The organism is Rhizobium lentis, from assembly GCF_017352135.1.
GTDB lineage: Bacteria > Pseudomonadota > Alphaproteobacteria > Rhizobiales > Rhizobiaceae > Rhizobium > Rhizobium lentis.
Window position 1 is genome coordinate 1,582,562 of sequence record NZ_CP071454.1, and the last position, 22,071, is coordinate 1,604,632.

Consider the following 22,071-nt stretch of genomic DNA (forward strand, 5'->3'; position numbering starts at 1 on the left):
GAATTGTAGCGAGGATCAAACTTGCTGATCAGTCGTCGGCGCCGTGATTGGCTATCATCATCGCCTCGAAGGCCAGACGTTCGGTCTTGCGCATACGTTCGGATTCCGATTTCAGCTGGCCGCAGGCGGCAAGAATATCGCGGCCGCGCGGCGTGCGGATCGGCGAGGCATAACCTGCCGAATTGATGAAATCGGCGAACTTCTCGATCTGCTCCCAGTCGGAACATTGGTAATTGGTGCCGGGCCAGGGATTGAACGGAATGAGATTGATCTTCGCCGGCACGCCCTTCAGGAGCTTGATCAGCCCCTTGGCGTCCTCCAGGCTGTCGTTGACATCCTTCAACATCACATATTCGAACGTGATGCGCCTTGCATTGGAAAGACCGGGATAGGCCTTGCAGGCGTCAATCAGTTCCTTCAGCGGATACTTCTTGTTGATCGGCACCAGGATATCGCGCAGGTCATCGCGCACCGCATGCAGCGAGATCGCCAGCATCACCCCGATCTCCTCACCCGTGCGGAAAATCTCTGGCACTACGCCCGAGGTGGAAAGCGTCACGCGGCGCTTGGACAACGACAGGCCGTCGCCATCCGTGGCGATCAGCAATGCCTGCTTGACGGCATCGAAATTATAGAGCGGCTCGCCCATGCCCATCATCACGATATTGCTGACCTTGCGGCCCTCGGCAGGCATGATCGTGCCTTGCGGCGCCTCGCGATCCGGGAAGTCGCCAAGCCGGTCGCGGGCGAGCAGCAGCTGCGACAGAATTTCCTCCGCCGTCAGGTTGCGCACCAGGCGCTGTGTCCCGGTATGACAGAAGGAACAGGTGAGCGTGCAGCCGACCTGGCTGGAAATGCACAGCGTGCCGCGGCCCTCTTCCGGAATGTAGACGGCTTCGATCTCGACCGGACGCCCTGCGCCACGCGGAGGAAAACGCAGCAGCCATTTGCGCGTGCCGTCATTGGAGACCTGCTCCTCGACGATCTCCGGACGCGCGATGGTGAAATGCTGCTTCAACATCTCCCGCATGTCCTTGGCGACATTCGTCATATGGTCGAAATCGGAGACACCGCGCACATAGATCCAGTTCCAGAGCTGCGAGACGCGCATCTTGATCTGCTTCTCGGCCACACCCTTTTCGCGGAGTGCCGCTGCCATCTCCTCGCGCGACAGCCCGATCAGCGACGGCTTCTCGACGCCGGAAGAGGGGCGCGGGGCCTGAGGCTTGTTGACGACGATCGCATCCATGACGGACATAGTCTTTCATCCCGAATTCGAACGTAACCGTTCCGCAAGCCGCGGACTTCAGGGTCTAATCCGGAAGACTTGCGGGCGCATGACGGCACATTGGCAGAAATTGATGGCGGACGGCGACTGATATCGCGATCTCCGCTGTTTGCGCGGCCTTTAGCATCATTTTGCCCGCGCGTCACTACAAAGCATGTCGCGCAAAACTGTGCAGCGGTTTCGCGTAAACTTCATGCGGAAACCAAGGACCTGAAGCGCGCCAGGCGAATCTGAAAGATCGCGCCGCGCTCTAGATGGAAATAACGAAGGCCGGCGCAAGGCCGGCCTTTTGAGTTCCATCAGCGAAACTGCTTATTTGCAGCTTTCGATCTGCTTCAGTGCCGCCGAAATACCCGAGAGCGAATAGCTGTAGGAGGTACCGGTGCCCTTGCGCGAGACGGCATTGACCGTCATCGAATGGCCGGTCTTCATCGCCGCGACGAGGGCCGGCTCCTGAGCAGCATTCTCGACCCAACCGGCCTTGTCCTTGGTGAACATCACGAAGGTCTTGTTGTCGATGACGACGTTGATCTTCGAATTTTCCTTCACCGTGTAACCCATCATCGCCTGCGGCTCATAGGAAATGTTCTGGCCCGGGCGCTGCGAGACGATGAAGAAATTGTCGCCATGGTCGACGCTTGCCGGCTGCTTTGCCGTCGGAACGGACAGTACATAGCAAACGGTGCTGTTGCCCGACTTGTAGGAATAGGCGCCCCATGCCTGAAACTGCTGAATGCGGTTCGGCGCGGCCTGCTGCGCTGTCGCAACTCCGGCCATAACAAGGGTGAAGGCGAGAGCGGATACGATACTTTTTACAAACATGGATTCCTGCCGGTTCTTGCGATTCAAGGCCCGAAGCGATCATAGCGGGCGGCGCATAATCACGATCTGCTTTATTTTGACTTAATTCAGGTTACCAAATGGTCAACAATAGCTGCGATTTGTATCTGCCTGTGTCATTTCAGCTCGACCACCACTTTTGCCCCTTGCTGAAATCGGCTGCGTTGCCGGTGCGCCGATGGCACCGGCCGGCCGTTCGGCTGAATTTAAGACACAAAGATTCAGGCAAGAGTTTGACCTTTCAAAAATCCGTTGTACCTCAGTAACACTTTGGAAATCCGGGACGAAATTTTCGCCGCAGGGGGCTCGCGAGACGATATGGATGCCGAGGAAAGACAGCGTTTCGCTGCCCTCGTAAAGGCCGTCGCAGACGATCGCGACCAGCAGGCCTTTTCCATCCTCTTCGACTATTTCGCCCCCCGCCTGAAGACTTGGCTGATGCGCCAGAAGATGACATCAGGCGAGGCCGAAGAGCTGGTCCAGGAGATCATGATCGTGCTCTGGCATAAGGCCCATCTCTATGATGCCACGCGGTCTTCGCTTTCGACCTGGGTCTTCCGCATTGCCCGCAACCGCCGCATCGATCTGCAGCGCCGCGCCAGCAGCCGCATCCTCGACGAGGCCGACCCGACCCTGCTGCCGCCGGCCGATATCGGCGCCGAAGAAATCATCGCCAATGACGATCGCGACGCCAGCATCCGTGCCGCCGTCCGACGGTTGCCGTGGGAGCAGCGCGACATGCTGCGTGCCGCCTTTTTTCTCGGCCAGTCGCATTCTGAGATTGCCGAAGCGACCGGACTGCCGCTTGGGACTGTGAAATCACGTATCCGGCTTGCCTTCGGAAAGCTTCGCAAGATGCTGGAGCAGGAACTCGGCTGAACAGCGCGGCGGCCGTCAAATCGTTTTCATCTCGTCCGCAGGTCGGTCGGCAAGGACGCGGTCTGCCGCGTCGTAATGGCTCGGCCGGACATGGCCGCGCACCATGGCGAAGGCGGCGGAAAGCACGGCGATGTCGTCAGAAAAGCCGACCACGGCGAAAATATCCGGGATCATGTCCACCGGCATGACGAAATAGGCGAGGGCTGCGAGCAGCACACCGCGCACCTTGGTCGGCGTTTGCGGATCGAGCGCGCAATAGAAGCCGGCGACGACGTCGCGTGAGAAGGGAATCTGCCGCACGGCCCGGCGGAAGGTCGGCCAGAACTTCTGCCGCACGGTTTTCTCTCGCCGGCTCTGGGTGTCCTCGTCGCCCGGCAACAGGATTTCCCCGAATTTAACCTCGTCCATCCCTTACATCCTTTCGTCCATGCGAACATATGGTGATGGTGCTTCGGCTTTCAATCAGCGATCGCTTTCAAACGGCGCCACGTGCTGCCGCCTTATCCATCGCCCTGGCGAGCTTGAAGTCCAGTTCCGTCAGCCCGCCGGCATCATGCGTTTTCAGCGTTACATCCACCCTGGAATAGACGTTGAACCATTCGGGATGGTGGTTCAGTTTCTCGGCGGTAATTGCTGCCTGCGTCATGAAGCCGAACGCTTCGATGAAATTCGAAAACTTGAACGTCTTCGATATTGCAGAGGCCGTATCATTGAGCGCCCAACCCGCGAGTTCGGACAGTTTCGCCTCGGCCGCCGCCCGTTCCAGTCTTTCCTGTTTCATGCCATGATCCTCTTATCTGTCAGCAGGTTACCGATGAAACACATCCGCATTCTTTTCGTCTGCATGGGCAATATATGCCGTTCTCCGCTCGCGGAGGGAATTTTTACCCACCTTGTCGCCGAGGCGAGACTGACCGATCGTTTCACGATCGATTCCGCCGGCACCGGTGGCTGGCATGACGGCGAACCGCCAGACCGCCGTCCGACCGCGATTGCCGGGAGCCACGGCATCGACATAACAAGGCAACGCGCCCACCGCGTGCGTCCGATCGATTTCACCCGTTTCAAGCTGATCGTCGCCATGGACCGCGACAACGTGGCTGAGCTCAGCAGGATCGCCCCGCCCGAGACGAATATCCGCCTGTTCGGCGATATCGCGGTCGGAACGGGGGAGGATATAGCCGACCCCTATTATGGCGGTCCGGAGGGATTCGAGATGGCCTATACCAGGCTCTTGACCGGCTGCAGCAGCCTGCTCGAAACGCTGGGCGTCGAACGCGCCTCGTGCAGCGGAAACACTTCCTCGGTGAGGTAAGGACCACCACCGACCGATTCGCGTGACGAAAGCAGCACGAAGCGCGGCGCCGTGAAGGTCGCGGTATGGAAGTTGCCGCGCCCGGCCAGATATTGCACAACGTCGTCGAGCCGCGAGGATTTGAGCCGTGCCAGCGTCACATGCGGCGTGAATTTGCGGGGATCCGGCGGCAGCCCGATGCGCTGGCAGATCCGCTCGATCTCTGCCTGCAGGGCGTACATCTCGGGCGATTGGGAAACGCCGGCCCAGACCGAATGCGGTTTCTTCGAGCCGAAGGAGCCGACGCCTTCAAGCCGGAACTGAAATTCCGGCCGGTCGATCCGGTCGAGGCGTTCAACGATTTCATCGGCCGTGCGGCCGTCGACATCACCGATGAAGCGTAGCGTGATGTGGTAGTTTTCCACATCGATCCAGCGTGCTCCGGGGAGGCCACCGCGCAGCAATGAAAGGCTCATTGCCGCATTGCGCGGAATTTCGAGGGCGGTAAACAGTCTCGGCATAACGAGCACTCCCCGAATCTTTTGCAGGTGCTCACACGGAATCACGCAATCAACGGCCGCGCAAGCCCCTAATTCTTCACAGAAGAAATCGCTTCGACGAAATTTGTGACATCGGCTTCCATCTTCTCGACCATGACGTCGACACCTCTGGCGTTCGGATGCATGCCATCCTCGAGCTTCAGCCCCGCATCCAGCGCAACCCCGTCGAGGAAGAAGGCGTAAAGTCGAACTCCGTGTTTGTCGGAAAGTTTCCGATAAATCGGATTGAAGCGTGCCGCATAATCCGCTCCCATGTTTGGCGGCGCCATCATGCCGACGAGCAGCACCGCAATGCCACGGGCCTTGAGCCGGGCAATCATCTGGTCGAGGTTTTTCTCGCTCTCTTCGGGTGGGATGCCGCGCAGCGCATCGTTGGCGCCAAGCTCGAGGATAACGCCGTCGGTACCGTCGGGGACCGACCAGTCGATACGGGCAAGCCCACCTGTCGTCGTGTCGCCCGAGACCCCGGCATTGGCAATGACGACGTCGAGCCCCTTTGCCTTCAGGGCCGCCTGCAGCTTTTCCGGAAAGCCGTCGCCGGGCGGCAGCTGATAACCCGCCATCAGGCTGTCCCCGAATCCGACGAGATTGATCGTGCGGGCATCAGCTGCAGCGGCAAAGATCAGCGAAAGGGCAATGACGGTGAATTGAAGCGCGGCAGCTTTAAATCTCATTCTGGCTTCCCTAGATTGGCGAAGTGCCGTTATGCGGCCATTCGATCACCGACTTATATAGGGCGATTTCTGTTGGCAAAAACCATCATCGAGTTGAAGGGCGCCGATCTGACCCTTGGCAGTGCGGCCGCCTCCGTCCATGTGCTGAAGGGCATCGACCTCGATATATCAGCGGGCGAATCCGTCGGCATCGTCGGCCCTTCCGGCTCCGGCAAATCCACCCTGCTGATGGTGCTTGCCGGACTGGAGAAGCTCGACAGCGGCGAAATCAACATCAATGACACGCCGCTGCACGCGCTGAGCGAGGATGAGGTCGCCGATTTCCGCGGTCGCAACATCGGCATCGTCTTCCAATCCTTCCACCTGATCGCCAACATGACGGCGCTGGAAAACGTCGCCGTGCCGCTGGAGCTCGCCAATGTCCGCAACGCCTTCGACATCGCCCGTCGCGAGCTGAATTCGGTCGGCCTCGGCGAACGGCTGAACCACTATCCCGGTCAGCTTTCCGGCGGCGAGCAGCAGCGCGTGGCGATTGCCCGAGCGCTCGCCCCGTCGCCCGCTTTGCTGATCGCCGACGAGCCCACAGGCAATCTCGATACCGAGACCGGCCGCCAGATCGCCGACCTGCTTTTCGCCAAGCAAGCCGAACGCGGCATGACCCTGCTTCTCGTCACCCACGACGCCTCGCTTGCCAACCGCTGCTCGCGCCAGATCCGCGTCCGTTCCGGCAGGATCGAAGGCGATAGCACCGCCCTCCACAGCGAGGCGGTATTCGCATGAGGATGGTCACGCCGCGCGTCGCGCTCGCTTTTCGCCTGGCGCTGCGCGAGCTGCGCGGCGGCATTCGCGGCTTCTACATCTTCCTGGCCTGCATCGCACTCGGCACAGGGGCGATCGCCGCAGTCAATTCCGTTTCGCAGTCGATCACCGACACCATCGCCTCCCAGGGGCAGGAGCTGCTTGCCGGCGACATCCGCTTCGAGCTCAACAACCGTGAAGCCAACCCCCAGGAAATGGATTTCCTCGAAAGTCTCGGCACCGTCTCGGTGTCGACGGGCCTGCGCTCGATGGCGCGCAAGCCGGATGGTTCCGACCAGGCGCTGGTCGAGGTCAAGGCCGTCGATGATGCCTACCCGCTCTATGGCAGTTTCGTAGCCGAGCCGGACTACCCGCTTGCAGCATTGCTTTCAGGCCAAGGCGGCACCTATGGTGCGGTCGCTGCCCCACTGCTTCTCGATCGGCTCGGCCTTGCGGTCGGCGACGAATTGCTGCTCGGCAACGTCAAGCTCAGCATCACCGGTACGGTGAAGACGGAGCCGGATGCGCTGTCGGAAAGTTTCGGTTTTGCGCCGCGTCTGCTGCTCAGTCGCCAGGCGCTCGAAGCCTCGGGGCTAATTCAGACTGGAAGCCTCGTCGAACATGCCTATAAGATCCGGCTGGACGACAGAAGCGAGATGCAGGGCATCCAGGCGCGCGCCGCCAAGGAATTCCCTTCCGCCGGCTGGGCGATCCGCACCAGTGACCGCGCAGCACCCTCGCTCACCGAAAACATCACCCGCTTCTCGCAATTCCTGACGCTGGTGGGCTTGACCGCCCTGATCGTCGGCGGCGTCGGCGTCGCCAATGCCGTGCGCGCTTTCCTCGATTCCAAACGCACCACCATCGCCACCTTCAAGTGTCTGGGCGCTCCGGCCGTCGTCGTCGTTCTGATCTATCTTTTCCAGATTGCCGTCATCGCGCTTGGCGGCATCATCACCGGCCTCGTCATCGGCGCCCTTTCGCCGATCTTTGCGGCGCAGTTCCTGGCACAGTTCCTGCCGGTCTCCACGACACCGACGCTCTATCCCGGCGCCCTGTTGCTCGCTGCCGTCTTCGGCGTCCTGACGACGCTCGCCTTCGCCATTCTGCCGCTCGGCCATGCCCGCGAGGTGCCGGCAACCGCACTCTTCCGCGAGCAGGGCTTCGAGGCGCGGCGCCTGCCGTCCTGGCCCTATATCCTGCTTGCCGCCCTCTTCATGGCGGCCCTCGCCGGCCTTGCCATCCTCACCGCCTATGATCGTTTCATCGCCGTCATCTTCGTCGGTGCGATCGTCTTCGCCTTCGTCATCCTGCGCCTCGTCGCCGCCTTGATCGCCTGGCTCGCGCGCCGCAGCCCGCGCGTTCACTCGCCGGCGCTCAGGCTTGCGATCGGCAACATCCACCGTCCCGGCGCGCTGACGCCGTCGGTCGTGCTTTCGCTCGGCCTCGGTCTGGCGTTGCTGGTGACGCTGACCTTGATCGACGGCAACCTCCGCCAGCAGCTCACCGGCCGCATGAGCGAAGGCGCGCCGAACTTCTTCTTCGTCGACATCCAGAGCGCCGAGGTCGACGCCTTCCGCAACCTTGTCCAGACGCAGGCGCCGAAGGGCAAGCTCATGGAAGTGCCGATGCTGCGCGGCCGGATCGTCGCTTTCAACGGCGAAGACGTCACCAAGCTGAACGTGCCGGCCGCCGGCCGCTGGGTACTGAACGGCGATCGCGGCATTACCTATGCCGACACTTTGCCGGAGAACGCCGCCCTCACCGAAGGCAGCTGGTGGGATAAGGACTACAGCGGCGAACCGCTCGTCTCCTTCTCCTCGGAAGAAGCGCATGAACTGGGCCTCAAGATCGGCGATATGGTGACCGTTAACGTGCTCGGCCGCAACATCACGGCGAAGATCGCCAATCTGCGCCGCGTCCAATGGGAATCGCTGTCGATCAATTTCGTCATGGTCTTCTCGCCGAATACCTTCCGCGGCGCCCCGCATGCCTGGCTGGCGACGCTGACCGATCCTTCGTCGACGACAGCCGAAGATGCGGCGATCCTCAAATCCGTCACCAACACCTACCCGACGATCACCAGCGTCCGAGTCAAGGACGCGATCGATATCGTCAACCAGCTGGTGGCGCAGCTTGCGACCGCGATCCGCGCCGCCGCCTCCGTCGCCCTCATCGCCTCCATCCTCGTCCTTGCCGGCGCGCTTGCCGCCGGAAACAGGGCGCGCACCCACGATGCGGTGGTGTTGAAGACGCTCGGCGCCACGCGCGCCATGCTGATCCGCGCCTTCAGCTACGAATATCTGATCCTGGGGCTTGCGACCGCGATCTTTGCGCTGATTGCCGGGGGCATCGCCGCCTGGTTCATCGTCGCCCGCATCATGCTCCTGCCGTCCACCTTCCTGCCCGATGTGGCAGGACTGACATTGGTGACGGCGCTCGTGCTCACCGTCGGCATCGGCCTTGTCGGCACCTGGCGCATCCTCGGGCAGAAGGCGGCGCCGGTGCTGCGGGAACTTTGAAGGAATAGCCGTTCCCGAAACCCTTCACCTTACGGCGATTTAACCAGACGCGCCTTTGCAAGCCTCTTGTTTGCAATGGGCGAAAGCCTCATATTGTCTGCAGGCATGCTGGAGCTCCGCAGCGGCGCCCGGGTCGAAAACCCCGACACCGTAACTCCATCGGAGCTTGTAAGAGGAAACTATGGCTGATCTTCGTAACTATCAAAGCCGCGCTCAGACCGGCGAGATGATTGATCAAGGCCTGCGCGCATATATGATCAAGGTCTACAACCTGATGGCGCTGGGCCTGGCGATCACCGGTGTAGCCGCATATCTCGGATTCAACTTTGCGGTCCAGGACGGCCAGCTCACCCAGTTTGGCGTGCTGCTGTTCCAGTCGCCCTTGCGCTGGGTCGTGATCCTTGCTCCCCTTGCGGTCGTCTTCTTCCTGAGCTTCCGCATTCACCAGATGAGCGTGTCCGCCGCCCAGACAACCTTCTGGATCTACGCCGCCTTGGTGGGCCTGTCGCTCTCGTCGATCTTCCTGGTCTATACGGGCCAGAGCGTCGTGCAGACCTTCTTCGTCACCGCCGCCTCCTTCGGCGCGCTGTCGCTTTACGGCTACACGACGAAGCGTGATCTGTCAGCAATGGGTTCGTTCCTGATGATGGGTCTCTTCGGCCTGATCATCGCCGTGCTCGTCAACATCTTCCTGCAGTCGTCCGCCCTGCAGTTCGCGATCTCGGTGATCGGCGTTCTGATCTTCGCAGGCCTCACCGCCTACGACACGCAGCGGATCAAGGAACTGTACTACGCAGCCGACGACGTCGCTGTTGCCGGCCGCAAGGCGATCATGGGCGCGCTGACGCTCTATCTCGACTTCCTCAACCTCTTCATGTTCCTGCTGCAGTTCATGGGCAACCGCAGATAACAGGCGCACAGAGATCGAAAAGGCGGCTTCGGCCGCCTTTTTTATTGCGCCGGCTTTGCAGGAGTGGTTCTAGAGGAGCCCTGCCCTCCCGCTGGACCATCTGCCAATGTCCTTCCTCCTGCGCGATGCCTCGCAAGCCGACATTCCCGCGATCGCCGATATCTATCGCGACTCCGTCCTGAACGGTGTTGCGAGCTATGAGATCATCCCGCCCTCTGAGGCCGAGATGATGCAGCGTTTTGCCGCGATCGTCGGCCAGCAATATCCCTATATCGCCGCGGCAGATGTGGATGGAAACCTCCTCGGCTATGCCTACGCATCGGCCTTCCGTACCCGCCCGGCCTATCGCTGGATGGTCGAGGATTCGATCTATCTGGCTCCGGAAGCGCGCGGTCGCGGCATCGGCAGGGCATTGATGGCCGAACTGATCGACCGCTGCACCGCCCTCGGTTTTCGTCAGATGGTGGCCGTCATCGGCGGCGCAAGCCCCGCCTCGATCGCGCTCCATCTCAAGGCGGGCTTTGCGGAAGTCGGCCTGATGAGGGGCACGGGCTACAAGCACGGCCGCTGGCTCGATACGATGCTGATGCAGCGCAGCCTCGGCGACGGCATGACGACCGACCCGGATGCGTCCATCTATCCCGGCACGCTGTTTACTGGTTGATACGACTTATTTGTCGACGAGCTTCAGAGCCTTGTCGAACACCTTCAACACCTGATTCAGCTCGTGACCGCGCTTCAGGATCATTCCGTTGGTATTGACAACGGAATATGCGCCCTGCTTAGCCGCAAGCTTCGGGTTCTTCTCGATCCGGAAGAGCGGCATTTCGCCGGAGCGCTTGAAGACGGAAAAGACCGCCCTGTCCTTCAGATGGTCGATGGCGTAATCGCGCCATTCGCCCTCGCCGACCATGCGGCCGTAGATCCAGAGGATTGCATCCAGTTCACGCCGGTGGAAGGTCACCGGAAGCGGGTCCTTGCTTTGCCTGTATTCCCTGAGATCGACGACGACTGAGGAACTATTGTCGACGAATCGGCTTTCGCCGTGTCGCAAATCCGGCTGATCTGTCATCAGGTATCCCAAGGCCTCCGCTTGTGACAGGAGAGTGACAGTTTGCCCGAGCCGCCGCAAATTGCAAGAGTGCGGCCTGTCACATTCGGCCGCATTGCAGCGTCACACGTGCAAGGACGGTGGGCTGGGGAGGAAAGGTCGCTTTCTCCGCAGTGCCGCATTTCAGTCAAAACAGCGCCTCATTTGCAGGAGAATTATGCATCCCGGTTTGGCGCCAGCGCGCCAAAGGGCCCGGCGGAGCGTATCGACCTTAACCCCAGCCCCGAATACGCTCGGCCGGGCCGCCCGGCCCGTCATCCCCAGCTGGATGAACTCCTCAGATATTTTTGCCAGCCATCACTACGGTCGCGCCGAGGATCGCAGCCGGATCGCCGTCCGCGGTCGCTGCTTGCAGCAGGATTGCGCAGCCCTCGAGCTGCGGCCGCTGCAGGACGCTCGCCGGCAGCGTCAGACTGGTCGCCTTGCCGTCCCACATGCCGACGGTTTCGACATTGGTGACACTGTGCAGATAGGAGATCTTCTTGCCGCTGTTTTCGCCTTTTTCGACCTCGATCGTCTTTTCCTTGTCGAAATAGACCATGACGACATTGGCTTTGCCCTGTCCGGCGCCGATCTTGATCTCCAGTTCGTCGCCGCGCATCGCCGCGCTGATGGGAATGGTCAGGCCGTTGCCATCGCTGCTGTCGCTGTCGATCCGGCTGTTGATGCCATTCAGATCGGAGCCGGCCAGATGGCCGCGCCCGTTGACGATCGCCTGCGGCGTATAGACGTTGCTGCGGCCCATCGTCCTGGCATAGCCGTATTGCCGCTCGGTATTTTCCTTGGAGCTCAGCGTATCGGCCCAGCCGAGATAATTCCAGTAATCAACGTGATAGGCGAGCGCGATGACATTGCCCTGGTTCACCAGCTTGCGGAAAGCGGCATCAGCCGGAGGACAGGAGGAGCAGCCTTGTGAGGTGAAAAGTTCGACGACGCCTTTCGGCGTGCCGTCTTCGGCATGCAACGGGCCTGCAAGAGCGACGCCGGCGATCAGCGGAATCATAAAACGGGGGGACATTCACCTGCACCTCTTTTTCAGCGCCGTCGGCGTGGAACCGCAGGCCCTGACATATGAACGTACGAATAATCCTTCCGGGTCCAAACGAAAAATCACGAACGGGTGAGACGTAACCCGATGGAACGGGCTGAAAACAAATCATCGTGAGACCGATCAAACACTATCGCCGTAAGAAAAGCCGCCGGAAATTGCTCTCCGGCGGCCATTATCATGGGAAGCTCTTGGATCCGGATGATTTCAGGGCCTAAAATCTGAATCCGGATCTACATCAAAGAAGCAGAGCATGATGTTGTCCGAAAACCGCTCACACTTTTCGGCATCATGCTCGACAATCAGGCAGCGAGGTCGCGCAGAACCGTCTGCAGGATGCCGCCATTGTTGAGGTAGATCACCTCGTCGAGCGTATCGACGCGCGACAGCAGCGGTACTTCCTTCACGGAGCCGTCCCCATAGGTGATCTTGGCGATCTTCCGCTCGCGCGGCTTGATCTTATCAAGCCCTTCGATGGTGACGAGTTCATCACCCTTGAGGCCGAGGCTCTGCCATGTCGTGCCCTCTTCGAAGACGAAGGGGATGACGCCCATGCCGACCAGGTTCGAGCGATGGATGCGCTCGAAGGACTGGGCGATCACCGCCTTGACGCCGAGCAGGTTGGTGCCCTTGGCAGCCCAGTCGCGCGAGGAGCCGTTGCCGTATTCCACGCCGGCGAAGATGACGAGAGGCACGCCTTCGGCCTTGTACTGCATCGCGGCGTCATAGATCGAGGTCTCTTCCTTCGACGGATAGTGGATGGTGTAACCACCTTCCTTGCCGTTCGGGCCGAGCATGTGGTTGCGGATGCGGATATTGGCGAAGGTGCCGCGCATCATCACTTCATGATTACCGCGGCGCGTGCCGTACTGGTTGAAGTCGGCAACGGCGACATCGTGTCCGATGAGGTAGGCGCCTGCCGGCGAAGTCGCCTTGATCGAACCGGCCGGAGAAATGTGGTCGGTGGTGATCTTGTCGCCGAACAGGCCGAGCACGCGCGCGCCCTTGATGTCTGCGACGCCGGTGCCCTTCTTGCCCATGCCGACGAAGTAGGGCGGGTTCTGGACATAGGTCGAATTGTCGTCCCAGGCATAGGTCTGGCCCGGCGGGACCTGGACGGCCTGCCAGTTGGCGTCACCCTTGAAGACGTCGGCATACTTGGTTTCGTAGAGTTCGCGGGTAACGTACTTCTGGATGAACTCCTGCACCTCGTGCGAGGTCGGCCAGATATCTTTGAGATAGACGGGATTGCCGTTCTGGTCTTCGCCGATCGGCTCCTTCGTCAGGTCCTTCTGGACGGTGCCGGCGAGCGCATAGGCGACCACGAGCGGCGGCGACGCGAGATAGTTCGCCTGGACGTCGGGTGAAATACGGCCCTCGAAGTTACGGTTGCCGGAGAGCACGCCCGATACGATCAGGCCCTTGTCGTTGATCGTCTTCGAGATCGGCGCCGGCAGCGGGCCGGAATTGCCGATGCAGGTGGTGCAGCCGAAGCCGACGAGGTTGAAGCCGAGCTTGTCGAGATCGGCCTGCAGGCCGGACTTCGCAAGATATTCGCCGACGACTTGGCTTCCGGGCGCCAGCGAGGTCTTGACCCACGGCTTGGTCTTCAGGCCCTTGGCAACGGCGTTGCGGGCGAGAAGACCGGCAGCGATCAGCACCGACGGGTTGGAGGTGTTGGTGCAGGAGGTGATGGCGGCAATCGCGACGTCGCCATGGCCGAGATCGAAATCCGTGCCTTCGACCGCATAGCGGTTGGCGAGCTGGCCGGGCTTCTTGTAGTCGGCTTCCATCGACGTCGCGAAACCGGAAGCGATGTTTTCGAGCGCGATACGGCCTTCCGGACGCTTGGGGCCAGCCATCGACGGCACGACGTCGCCAAGGTCGAGTTCCAGCGTGTCGGTGAAGACGAGGTCCGAGCCGTCGCCTTCGCGCCACATCCCCTGGGCCTTCGAATAGGCTTCGACAAGCGCGATCCGGTCATGGGTGCGGCCGGACATGGTGAGGTAGTTGATGGTTTCGCCATCGACCGGGAAGAAGCCGCAGGTGGCGCCGTATTCCGGGCCCATATTGCCGATCGTCGCGCGGTCGGCGAGCGGCATGTTGTCCATGCCGGGACCGAAGAACTCGACGAACTTGGAAACGACGCCCTTCTTGCGCAGCATCTGCACGACGGTGAGAACGAGGTCGGTCGCGGTGACACCTTCCTTGAGCTTGCCGGTCAGCTTGAAGCCAATGACTTCAGGCAGAAGCATCGAGACCGGCTGGCCGAGCATCGCCGCTTCCGCTTCGATACCGCCCACGCCCCAGCCGAGAACGCCGAGACCGTTAATCATCGTCGTATGGCTGTCGGTGCCGACGCAGGTATCGGGATAGGCGATCGTCTCGCCGTCTTCTTCCTTGGTCCAGACGGTCTGGCCGAGATATTCGAGATTGACCTGATGACAGATGCCGGTGCCGGGAGGCACGACGCGGAAATTCTTGAACGCCTGTTGGCCCCACTTCAGGAAGCGGTAGCGCTCGCCGTTGCGCTGATATTCCAGCTCGACGTTCTTGGCGAAGGCCTGCGGCGTGCCGAATTCATCGACGATGACGGAGTGGTCGATGACGAGATCGACAGGAACGAGCGGGTTGATCTTCTCGGGATCGCCGCCGAGGGACACCATCGCGTCGCGCATCGCGGCAAGATCGACAACGGCGGGAACGCCGGTGAAGTCCTGCATCAGCACGCGCGCCGGGCGATAGGCAATTTCGTTCTCGACCGCACCCTTGTTGTTCAGCCACTCCGCAACGGCGAGGATATGCTCCTTGGTGACCGACTGGCCGTCCTCGAAGCGCAGCAGGTTTTCGAGCAGCACCTTCATCGAATAGGGAAGCTTCGATACGCCGGCCAGACCGTTTGCCTCAGCCTTGGGCAGGCTGTAATAGACATAGTCCTTCCCGTTCACGGAAAGCGTGGAACGACAATTGAAACTGTCAAGAGATTTAGACACGAGAAACCCCGTTCTGATAGCCAACACAGTCGTGCGAACGCCTATGCACTTAATGCACATCAGGATGCGGGTACGGCCATTTCCGCTGTCCGCACGTGAAGCAGATGCTCCAAGTTCGGCGCAAGGATGAAATTCACGCCGACCGCTGGCGTGGTTGCCGGTCTTATAGATAATTTCCTAAAAACTTGCCATACCCGAGCACTGCCAAACCAGACATTTTTTGAGCCTTCCGAAAGCCGCAACGAAGAAAGAGCCCGCACATGCAACTTACCGCCGAAAATCTGGCTGCAAGGCGCGGTGAGGATCTCATTTTCGTAAACGTTTCCTTTCACTTGACGGCAGGAGAGGCGCTTGTCCTGACCGGCAAAAATGGATCAGGAAAATCCACTTTGCTGCGCGTTGCCGCCGGTCTCCTCAAGCCCGAAAAGGGCACCGTCCTCTTCCGCGATGAAGAGAGCCCGCAAGGCCGCCATCCGGGCGAGGTCAGCCACTACCTGGGCCATCGAAACGCGATGAAGAATGAACTCACGGTTGTGGAGAACTTGGAATTCTGGCAGTCCTTCCTTGGCCATCCCGCCACCGCCGGCCTCCCTCTCGAAGACGCCGCCGAAGCAGTCGGCCTCTCGGGAATCACCCACCTTCCCTTCGGTTATCTCTCCGCCGGCCAGCAGCGCCGCTTCGCCTTCGCCAAGCTGCTCGTCGCGCACCGCCCCGTCTGGATCCTCGACGAACCGACAGCGGCCTTGGACGCCAGCGCCGACCGGCTGTTTGCGGGATTGATCGAAACCCACCTGGCCAAGGGCGGCATTGTGCTCGCGGCGACGCATCAGCCGCTGGGATTGAAGAATGTGCAGGAGATGAAGATGACGGGCTTTGCCGGCGTGGATCAGGGGGTATGGGGTTGATGTTTCTCGGTATGGTTACCCCCCTCTGCCCTGCAAAGAGTCCCCCTGCATGACGGCCCTCTTCCTCCGCGACCTCAAACTCTCCATCCGCGCGGGCGGCGGCGCACTGATCGGCGTGCTGTTCTTCCTGACCGTCGTTGCCGTGATCCCATTCGGCGTCGGCCCCGACCTCAAGCTGCTTTCGCGCATCGGCCCGGCCATCGTCTGGATCGGCGCGCTGCTCGCCGCCCTTCTCGGTCTCGACCGCCTGTTCCAGGCCGAGCGCGATGACGGATCGCTCGACCTGATGCTGATGCAGGAAACGCCGCTTGTGCTCACCGTGCTCCTCAAATGCTCCGCTCACTGGACTGCCACCAGCCTGCCGCTGGTTATCGCCTCGCCGCTGCTCGGCCTGTTCATGAACATGGACGAGACGGCGATCGGCGCGACCATGCTGACGCTCTTCGTCGGCTCGCCCGCTATTACCTTCATCGGCGCGGTTGGCGCTGCCGTCGCCGTCGCCCTGCCCCGCGGCGGCCTGCTGGTGTCAATCCTCGTGCTGCCGCTGACGATCCCCGTGCTGATCTTCGGCGTCAGCGCCACTTATGCCGCGGTCGAAGAGCCGGCGCCATTCCTGCCGCCCTTCCTGATATTGATCGCACTGACGCTCTTCTTCGCGGTCATCGGCCCCGCCGCCGCCGCTCTGGCGCTGCGAAACACGTCGGATTGAATGCCTATCGATTGCGGGAAAAGCCGGATCAAGGTAAGGAAGCGCTCATGAGCCAAACCAGCCTTGCCATCAGCAAAATCAGCGATCTCGCCAATCCGACTCGGTTCCTGGCGCTGGCCGCGCGCATCATTCCCTGGATGGGCGGCATCACCACCCTCTGTTTTGCGGTCGGCCTTTATCTGAGCTTTGCAACCGAAGGCGATTACCAGCAGGGCGAGACCGTGCGCATCATGTATATCCATGTGCCCGCTGCCTGGCTTTCGATGATGTGCTACACGATCATGAGCCTCTCGGCCATCGGCACGCTGGTCTGGCGCCACCCGCTCGCCGATGTCTCCGCCAAGGCCGCAGCCCCGCTCGGCGCCGCCTTTACGCTGGTGGCGCTCATCACCGGTTCGCTGTGGGGCAAGCCGATGTGGGGCACCTGGTGGGTCTGGGATGCGAGGCTCACCTCCGTCTTCATCCTCTTCTTGATGTATCTCGGCCTCATTGCGCTGAGCCGCGCCATCGACGATCCGTCACGGGCGGCACGCGTCTCCGCCGTGCTGATTCTGGTCGGCTTCGTCAACATCCCGATCATCAAGTTTTCCGTCGACTGGTGGAACACGCTGCATCAGCCGGCAAGCGTGATGCGCCTCGATGGCCCGGCGATCGATCTAGAATTCCTGCGCCCGCTCTTTGTCATGGCCATCGCCTTCACGCTGCTCTTCTTCACGCTGCACGTCATGGCGATGAGAAACGAGATCTGGCGCCGCCGCGTCGCCGCCCAGCGCCGTCTCGCCGCCCGCATGGCCAGCCGGGAGGAATAGGCCATGACCCACGCTTTCTATGTCTATGCATCCTATGGCATAGCCGCACTGGTGACGATCGCCGTCATCCTGTGGACCTGGGCCGACGGTCGGGCGCGCCGCCGCGAGCTTGCGAGCCTCGAAGCCGCCGGTATCCGCCGCCGATCGGCGCGGCCAAAGGATGGCAAATGAGCAAGACACCCGACACCAAGACTGTCAAGCCAGGCGGATTTGGCCGCTATGCGTTGGCGCTTCTGCCGCTGATCGTCTTCGGCGGTATTGCCGCGACGGCTGCGAAGATGCTCTACGACCAGGATTTCCACGGCAAGAACATCGCCGAAATTCCCTCCGCCCTGATCGGCACCAAGGCACCGTCGCTGAACCTTCCGCCGCTTGAAGGCGCCAACCTGCCGCCGCTGACCGACGCTGCGGTCAGCGGCAAGCTGACCCTCGTCAACGTCTTCGCCTCCTGGTGCATCCCCTGCCGCGACGAGCACCCCATTCTCAAGGAACTCGCCAAAGACAGCCGGCTGAACATCGTCGCCATCAATTACAAGGACAATAACGAGAACGCCCTGCGCTTCCTCGGCGAACTCGGTAATCCCTATAAGGCGATCGGCGTCGATCCGAACGGCAAGGCGGCGATCGACTGGGGCGTCTACGGCATTCCCGAAAGCTATCTCGTCGGCCCCGACGGCACCATCCTCTACAAGCGCGTCGGCCCCTTCGACGATATCAGCCTGAAGGAAGGGCTGTTTCCGGCGATGGAAAAGGCGCTGGGAAAACCGGCGTCGTAGCCACCAGGCAAGACCCATCCCCGCAGGGAGGGGCTTCACTTGTCGCACCGGCATTCCAAATCCTATTCTGACAACTCACTGCTTGTTGCTGTCGAGAGCCGACCGAAATGCGAGGTCAGATCGCGAACGAGCGAGCAAAATGCCGATCTGGCAGTCGGTCCCCTGCTCCAAAAAGCTTTTTCCTCAGCGTACCGTCGGCATAAGCTGTTTTGTATCGTCCGCGCTCCTGTAATCTCGGAACGACATGATCGACGAAATCCTCGTAGCTCTCCGGAACCACAGTTCTGGTGAGATTGAAGCCGTCGATCTCGCCCTCGTCCATCCAGGAAATCATCTCCGACGCCACGCTCTCGCCATCCCCTACGATGAGTGGATAGCGCCCTCCCATTTTGAGTTCCTCCAAAAGCTGACGCTTCGTCCAACGCTTCTCCTGCGCCAGCTGAGTGACAGATTGGATGGAGTTGGAGGTTCCGTAGGAGATCGGTTCGTCCAGCCCGAACCTGGAGAGGTCGATCCCGGTGCCAGCAGAGAAGTGAGCCAGCCCGGCTTCGGGGTTGGCATAGCTGAGATATTCCCCGTATAGATCCTGCGCCGCGCTCCGTGTCGCACCGGTTATGACGGTTATGCCGACGAATATCTTTACATCGTCCGCATTCCGACCGGCACTGACCGCTCCCTCGCGGATGGCGCGTGCGGTCTTGCGGGCGGCAGCCTTGTCGACTGCCGTGATGAAGACACATTCCGCGTGTTTCGCAGCAAATTCCTTTCCACGACCGGAGGTGCCGGCCTGGTAGAGGACCGGCGTGCGTTGAGGGGAAGGCTCCGCCAGATGATAACCGCTGGCCTTGTAGTAGCGGCCATCGTGCACGACCGGCCTCACCCTGTTCGGATCGGCGTATCTGCGGCCTTGCTTGTCCAGCAAGACGGCCTCGTCTGACCAGCTGCTCTCCCAGAGCTTATAGAGGACCTCGAGGTACTCGTCGGCCCGTTCATATCGGCTGTCATGCTCCGCCTGCGCATCTTGCCCGACCGCACGCGCCGCACTGTCGAGATAGCCGGTAACGATGTTCCACCCGAGCCGACCACCAGAAAGGTGGTCGAGCGTCGACATCCGGCGCGCAAACAGATAAGGCGGCTCACCATTCACGTTTACGGTGACACCGAAACCAAGATGTCGTGTCACGGCCGCCATTGCCGAGATCAGCAAGAGTGGATCATTGACAGGCAGCTGGATCGATTCCCGGAGCGTCAGATCGGCTGATCCTTGATAAACATCGTAGACGCCAACGATATCGGCCAAGAAAATTCCGTCGAAAAGACCGCGCTCGAGCGTCTTCGCAAGCGACGTCCAATAGTCGAGTGTCTTGTATTTGTGGGATTGATCACGCGGGTGCGCCCATAGACCGTGATTGATGTGGCCCACCGAATTCATGTTGAACGCGTTGATCAGGAGTTTCTTTGTCATCGTGAAATGGCCTAGATGGCACCGTGTCGTGGCGGGGCGCGCTCATTCAGGTAATAGTTTCCGATGGCCTGGTACTTCCAACGGACCGGGTCATGGAGTGTGTGCGTCCTGACATTGCGCCAGTATCGGTCGAGGTTAAGCTCGCTCGCCGTGGCCGAGGTGCCCGACAATTCGAACAATTTCGTCGCGGCCAGCAAACCAGCTTTTGTCGTTAGAATTCTGGCTTCGGCTACTGCCACCGATGCCGCGGCTACCGTGGCTTCTGTCGGCGTGGATTGTGCGTCATCCACAAAGCGGGATGCCCGACGCAACAATGCCGCGGCGGCTTTTAGCTTGACGTTCACCTGGCCCACTGCGCTGACCGTCAGCGGGTCGTCGGAGGCTCTTCCGACATTGGCGTCAACCCACGGCCGGGCTCGCTCGCGGACGAAGCGCTTCATTTCTTCATGTGCTCCGACGCCGATGCCGTAATCAATGGCCGCATGCATCAACTGGGCGAAAGGCCCGATCGTCGTCGGCGTGTCGAACGAAGCCTGGAACGGTATGATCCACCGCTCCTCGACGCGAACGTCGTCGAATAGTACGGAGCCGCTCCCGGTTAAGCGCTGCCCGAAGCCGTCCCAGTCGTCTATGACGGCGACGCCTTCTGATGCCCTTGGGACCATCACCAGATAGGAGACCCGCTTGCCTCCCTGTTGCGCGATAGCAAGGGTCGGTATCCAGTGCGCAAAGATCGCCCCGGTGGAATAGAATTTGCGCCCGTTGACGATCCAGTCGCCGTTCTCCCGGCGCAAGGTTGTTCTTCTTTTGAAATCCTTATTGCCAATCTCCGCAAGCGCATTGCCAAAACGTTCGCCGGCGAGGACGCGATCGTAGAAAAAGCGTTTCTGCTCCCAGCTTCCGCCGACTCGTAGTACCTCAAGGGCATAGAAATGGTTCTGGGGGATCTGCGAAAGGGATCCGTCGGCCGCCCCGATCGTCGATATGATATCCGTCACCGTCTTGGAGCCGAGCGCCGGGCCGCCGAAATCCTTTGGAACGGTGACGCCCCAAAGGCCACTCTGGGAAAACTGTTCAACCTCGCTCCAGGGAAGGTCGCGGCCGCGATCCCTTTCGGAAGCCGTCACCGCAAAACCGGTGGCGAGCTTACCGGCTACTTCGAGGGCTTGCTCATGGCTACCAATGACCGGCGGGACACCTGACGGCCGAGGGGCCGGCGCGGCGGCTTTTGCTTCATCGCTCATGGCTAGTTCCATTGATGCCGCTTGGGCAAAACGTCGTTCAGTTCGAAATTGCCCACAAGGTGATACTTCCAACGAACCGGATCATGCAGAGTGTGCGTCCTTGCATTCCTCCAATGGCGGTCAAGATTGTGGGCGGCGCGCGTGGCCGAGGAACCCGCCAGATCGAAAAGCATCTCGCTTGCCTCCAGCGCGACTTCGGTCGTGAGTATCTTTGCGTTCGCCACCGCTACAGAAGCCTCTGCGCTGGAACGGTCGCTCACAGGGCGCCTCGCGATCTCATCTAGCGCGGCAGCAGCCTCATAGAGCACCTCCTGCGCCGCGTGGTAGCTCGTGTAAAGGTTTCCGATTTCGTGGATGATAGTCGGGTCGTCCGCGGCGCGCTCGCCGCCGAAATCGACCCAAGGGCGTGCCCGGTCTCGAACGAAGGATACCGCATCGGATATTGCCGCGCCGGCAATGCCGCAATCGATTGCGGCCTGTATCAATTGCGAGGTGGGACCGGCGAGTCCCGGCCTGTCCTTGAACTCGGCCATCCGGAAAATAAGATCGGGATCGACCGCCGCGTCGTCGAAGACCACCGATCCGCTTGCCGTTGTCCTTTGCCCGAAGGAAGACCAATCGTCGACAACCTTCACACCGGGCTGGTCTCGACGAAGCCAGACCTGGACTGGGTTATCGTCGTGATCAACCGCACGGGTTGGAATCCAATGGGCGAATATTGCACTGGTCGAATAGAAACGCTTCCCCGTGAGCCTCGGCTCTCCGTCGACCATCGATAGTCGAGTTGTGCTCGCCGTAACCACCTGGCTGCCTTTTTCCGGTCCGGCATTTCCAATCCGATGACCGTTGAGCACGTCACCGAAGATGCGGGTCTTTTGGCTCTCGCTCCCGATATCACGGAGCAAAGCGAGCACGCCGAACTGGTTTTGGGGAAGTTGGCCGAGTGATGGATCGGCCTCACACAGGATTTCGAACACTTTGGCGACGGTTACCAACGAGACATCCGCGCCGCCAAACTCGCGCGGAACCGTGATACCGCCAAGACCGCTCGCAGTGTATTCCTCTATTTCATCCCAAGGCAGTCGTCGTTCGCGGTCTCGCGACGACGCCTCGATTTTGAAACGCGCGGCCAATTTCTCCGCTATCGCCAGCGCCTCGAGGTCGCTTGTGATCAAATGCGGCTTTGCGGGCGGACGGGGTAGTCGATTTTCGACCGGCCGATGAGACACATTGTCAGCCATCATTG

Annotated in this window: 23 protein-coding genes; 11 read left to right on the forward strand and 12 right to left on the reverse strand. The window is 60.7% G+C overall.

What is annotated here, in order from left to right; all coding sequences use genetic code 11:
* Positions 1-28: 28 nt before the first annotated feature.
* Together rlmN and J0663_RS07605 are read right to left on the reverse strand one after the other, a co-directional pair.
* Positions 29-1,258, reverse strand: coding sequence for a dual-specificity RNA methyltransferase RlmN (gene rlmN / locus J0663_RS07600; RefSeq protein WP_207243814.1), 1,230 nt, complete (start codon positions 1,256-1,258; stop codon positions 29-31).
* Positions 1,259-1,600: 342 nt separating this feature from the next.
* Positions 1,601-2,110, reverse strand: coding sequence for an invasion associated locus B family protein (locus J0663_RS07605; RefSeq protein WP_207243815.1), 510 nt, complete (start codon positions 2,108-2,110; stop codon positions 1,601-1,603).
* Between the two features lie 336 nt (positions 2,111-2,446).
* Between J0663_RS07605 and J0663_RS07610 the strand changes: the two genes are divergently transcribed.
* Complete coding sequence (locus tag J0663_RS07610; RefSeq protein ID WP_207243816.1) at positions 2,447-3,007, forward strand: sigma-70 family RNA polymerase sigma factor; 561 nt, start codon at positions 2,447-2,449, stop codon at positions 3,005-3,007.
* Positions 3,008-3,022: 15 nt separating this feature from the next.
* Here J0663_RS07610 and J0663_RS07615 read toward each other — a convergent pair whose 3' ends face one another.
* Together J0663_RS07615 and J0663_RS07620 are read right to left on the reverse strand one after the other, a co-directional pair.
* Complete coding sequence (locus tag J0663_RS07615) at positions 3,023-3,415, reverse strand: YkvA family protein (RefSeq protein ID WP_207243817.1); 393 nt, start codon at positions 3,413-3,415, stop codon at positions 3,023-3,025.
* Between the two features lie 67 nt (positions 3,416-3,482).
* Positions 3,483-3,788: a 4a-hydroxytetrahydrobiopterin dehydratase gene (locus J0663_RS07620; protein ID WP_207243818.1), complete on the reverse strand. Its 306-nt coding sequence runs from the start codon at positions 3,786-3,788 to the stop codon at positions 3,483-3,485.
* Between the two features lie 33 nt (positions 3,789-3,821).
* Here J0663_RS07620 and J0663_RS07625 point away from each other — a divergent pair, with 33 nt between their 5' ends.
* On the forward strand, positions 3,822-4,322 hold the full coding sequence (locus J0663_RS07625) for a low molecular weight protein-tyrosine-phosphatase (protein ID WP_207243819.1): 501 nt from the start codon (positions 3,822-3,824) through the stop codon (positions 4,320-4,322).
* Here J0663_RS07625 and thpR read toward each other — a convergent pair.
* Together thpR and J0663_RS07635 are read right to left on the reverse strand one after the other, a co-directional pair.
* Complete coding sequence (thpR, locus tag J0663_RS07630; protein WP_207243820.1) at positions 4,229-4,822, reverse strand: RNA 2',3'-cyclic phosphodiesterase; 594 nt, start codon at positions 4,820-4,822, stop codon at positions 4,229-4,231. The genes J0663_RS07625 and thpR overlap by 94 nt on opposite strands.
* A 68-nt stretch (positions 4,823-4,890) precedes the next feature.
* Positions 4,891-5,535: an arylesterase gene (locus J0663_RS07635; RefSeq protein ID WP_207243821.1), complete on the reverse strand. Its 645-nt coding sequence runs from the start codon at positions 5,533-5,535 to the stop codon at positions 4,891-4,893.
* A gap of 72 nt (positions 5,536-5,607) precedes the next feature.
* Here J0663_RS07635 and J0663_RS07640 point away from each other — a divergent pair, with 72 nt between their 5' ends.
* From J0663_RS07640 to J0663_RS07655, 4 genes are all read left to right on the forward strand, one after another.
* Positions 5,608-6,315 carry an ABC transporter ATP-binding protein gene (locus J0663_RS07640; RefSeq protein ID WP_207243822.1) on the forward strand — a complete coding sequence of 236 codons (708 nt, stop codon included), beginning with the start codon at positions 5,608-5,610 and terminating at the stop codon, positions 6,313-6,315.
* Positions 6,312-8,855, forward strand: a complete 2,544-nt coding sequence (locus J0663_RS07645) for an ABC transporter permease (RefSeq protein WP_207243823.1) — start codon at positions 6,312-6,314, stop codon at positions 8,853-8,855. Before J0663_RS07640 ends, J0663_RS07645 begins: the two co-directional genes overlap by 4 nt.
* 181 nt (positions 8,856-9,036) lie before the next feature.
* Positions 9,037-9,765 carry a Bax inhibitor-1/YccA family protein gene (locus J0663_RS07650; RefSeq protein WP_207243824.1) on the forward strand — a complete coding sequence of 243 codons (729 nt, stop codon included), beginning with the start codon at positions 9,037-9,039 and terminating at the stop codon, positions 9,763-9,765.
* A 106-nt stretch (positions 9,766-9,871) separates the two neighbouring features.
* On the forward strand, positions 9,872-10,429 hold the full coding sequence (locus J0663_RS07655; RefSeq protein ID WP_207243825.1) for a GNAT family N-acetyltransferase: 558 nt from the start codon (positions 9,872-9,874) through the stop codon (positions 10,427-10,429).
* A 6-nt stretch (positions 10,430-10,435) separates the two neighbouring features.
* Here the strand turns inward: J0663_RS07655 and J0663_RS07660 are convergent, their stop codons facing one another.
* From J0663_RS07660 to acnA, 3 genes are all read right to left on the reverse strand, one after another.
* A complete protein-coding gene (locus J0663_RS07660) occupies positions 10,436-10,837 on the reverse strand; it encodes a DUF2794 domain-containing protein (RefSeq protein WP_207243826.1) in 402 nt (133 codons plus the stop codon).
* Positions 10,838-11,153: 316 nt separating this feature from the next.
* A complete protein-coding gene (locus J0663_RS07665; RefSeq protein WP_207243827.1) occupies positions 11,154-11,894 on the reverse strand; it encodes a DUF1223 domain-containing protein in 741 nt (246 codons plus the stop codon).
* Between the two features lie 332 nt (positions 11,895-12,226).
* Positions 12,227-14,917, reverse strand: coding sequence for an aconitate hydratase AcnA (gene acnA, locus J0663_RS07670; protein WP_207243828.1), 2,691 nt, complete (start codon positions 14,915-14,917; stop codon positions 12,227-12,229).
* Between the two features lie 260 nt (positions 14,918-15,177).
* On the opposite strand from acnA, the gene ccmA reads away from it, so the two are divergent.
* The 5 genes from ccmA to J0663_RS07695 are packed head-to-tail and all read left to right on the forward strand — an operon-like array spanning position 15,178 to position 18,116.
* The gene (ccmA, locus tag J0663_RS07675) at positions 15,178-15,822 is read left to right on the forward strand and encodes a heme ABC exporter ATP-binding protein CcmA (protein ID WP_207243829.1); all 645 of its coding nucleotides are present in this window, start codon (positions 15,178-15,180) and stop codon (positions 15,820-15,822) included.
* 49 nt (positions 15,823-15,871) lie between these two features.
* A complete protein-coding gene (gene ccmB, locus J0663_RS07680) occupies positions 15,872-16,531 on the forward strand; it encodes a heme exporter protein CcmB (RefSeq protein ID WP_207243830.1) in 660 nt (219 codons plus the stop codon).
* 47 nt (positions 16,532-16,578) lie between these two features.
* The gene (locus J0663_RS07685; RefSeq protein WP_207243831.1) at positions 16,579-17,340 is read left to right on the forward strand and encodes a heme ABC transporter permease; all 762 of its coding nucleotides are present in this window, start codon (positions 16,579-16,581) and stop codon (positions 17,338-17,340) included.
* 3 nt (positions 17,341-17,343) lie between these two features.
* Positions 17,344-17,511 carry a heme exporter protein CcmD gene (gene ccmD / locus J0663_RS07690; protein ID WP_207243832.1) on the forward strand — a complete coding sequence of 56 codons (168 nt, stop codon included), beginning with the start codon at positions 17,344-17,346 and terminating at the stop codon, positions 17,509-17,511.
* Entirely contained in the window at positions 17,508-18,116 is a 609-nt protein-coding gene (locus tag J0663_RS07695) for a DsbE family thiol:disulfide interchange protein (protein WP_207243833.1), read from the forward strand. Before ccmD ends, J0663_RS07695 begins: the two co-directional genes overlap by 4 nt.
* Positions 18,117-18,231: 115 nt before the next feature.
* Here the strand turns inward: J0663_RS07695 and J0663_RS07700 are convergent, their stop codons facing one another.
* Genes J0663_RS07700 through J0663_RS07710 form a run of 3 tightly spaced genes read right to left on the reverse strand, consistent with a single transcriptional unit; the run spans position 18,232 to position 22,066 of the window.
* The gene (locus J0663_RS07700) at positions 18,232-19,581 is read right to left on the reverse strand and encodes an LLM class flavin-dependent oxidoreductase (protein ID WP_207243834.1); all 1,350 of its coding nucleotides are present in this window, start codon (positions 19,579-19,581) and stop codon (positions 18,232-18,234) included.
* Between the two features lie 11 nt (positions 19,582-19,592).
* A complete protein-coding gene (locus J0663_RS07705) occupies positions 19,593-20,825 on the reverse strand; it encodes an SfnB family sulfur acquisition oxidoreductase (protein WP_207243835.1) in 1,233 nt (410 codons plus the stop codon).
* Between the two features lie 2 nt (positions 20,826-20,827).
* Positions 20,828-22,066: an SfnB family sulfur acquisition oxidoreductase gene (locus tag J0663_RS07710; protein ID WP_246590382.1), complete on the reverse strand. Its 1,239-nt coding sequence runs from the start codon at positions 22,064-22,066 to the stop codon at positions 20,828-20,830.
* Positions 22,067-22,071: the final 5 nt, after the last annotated feature.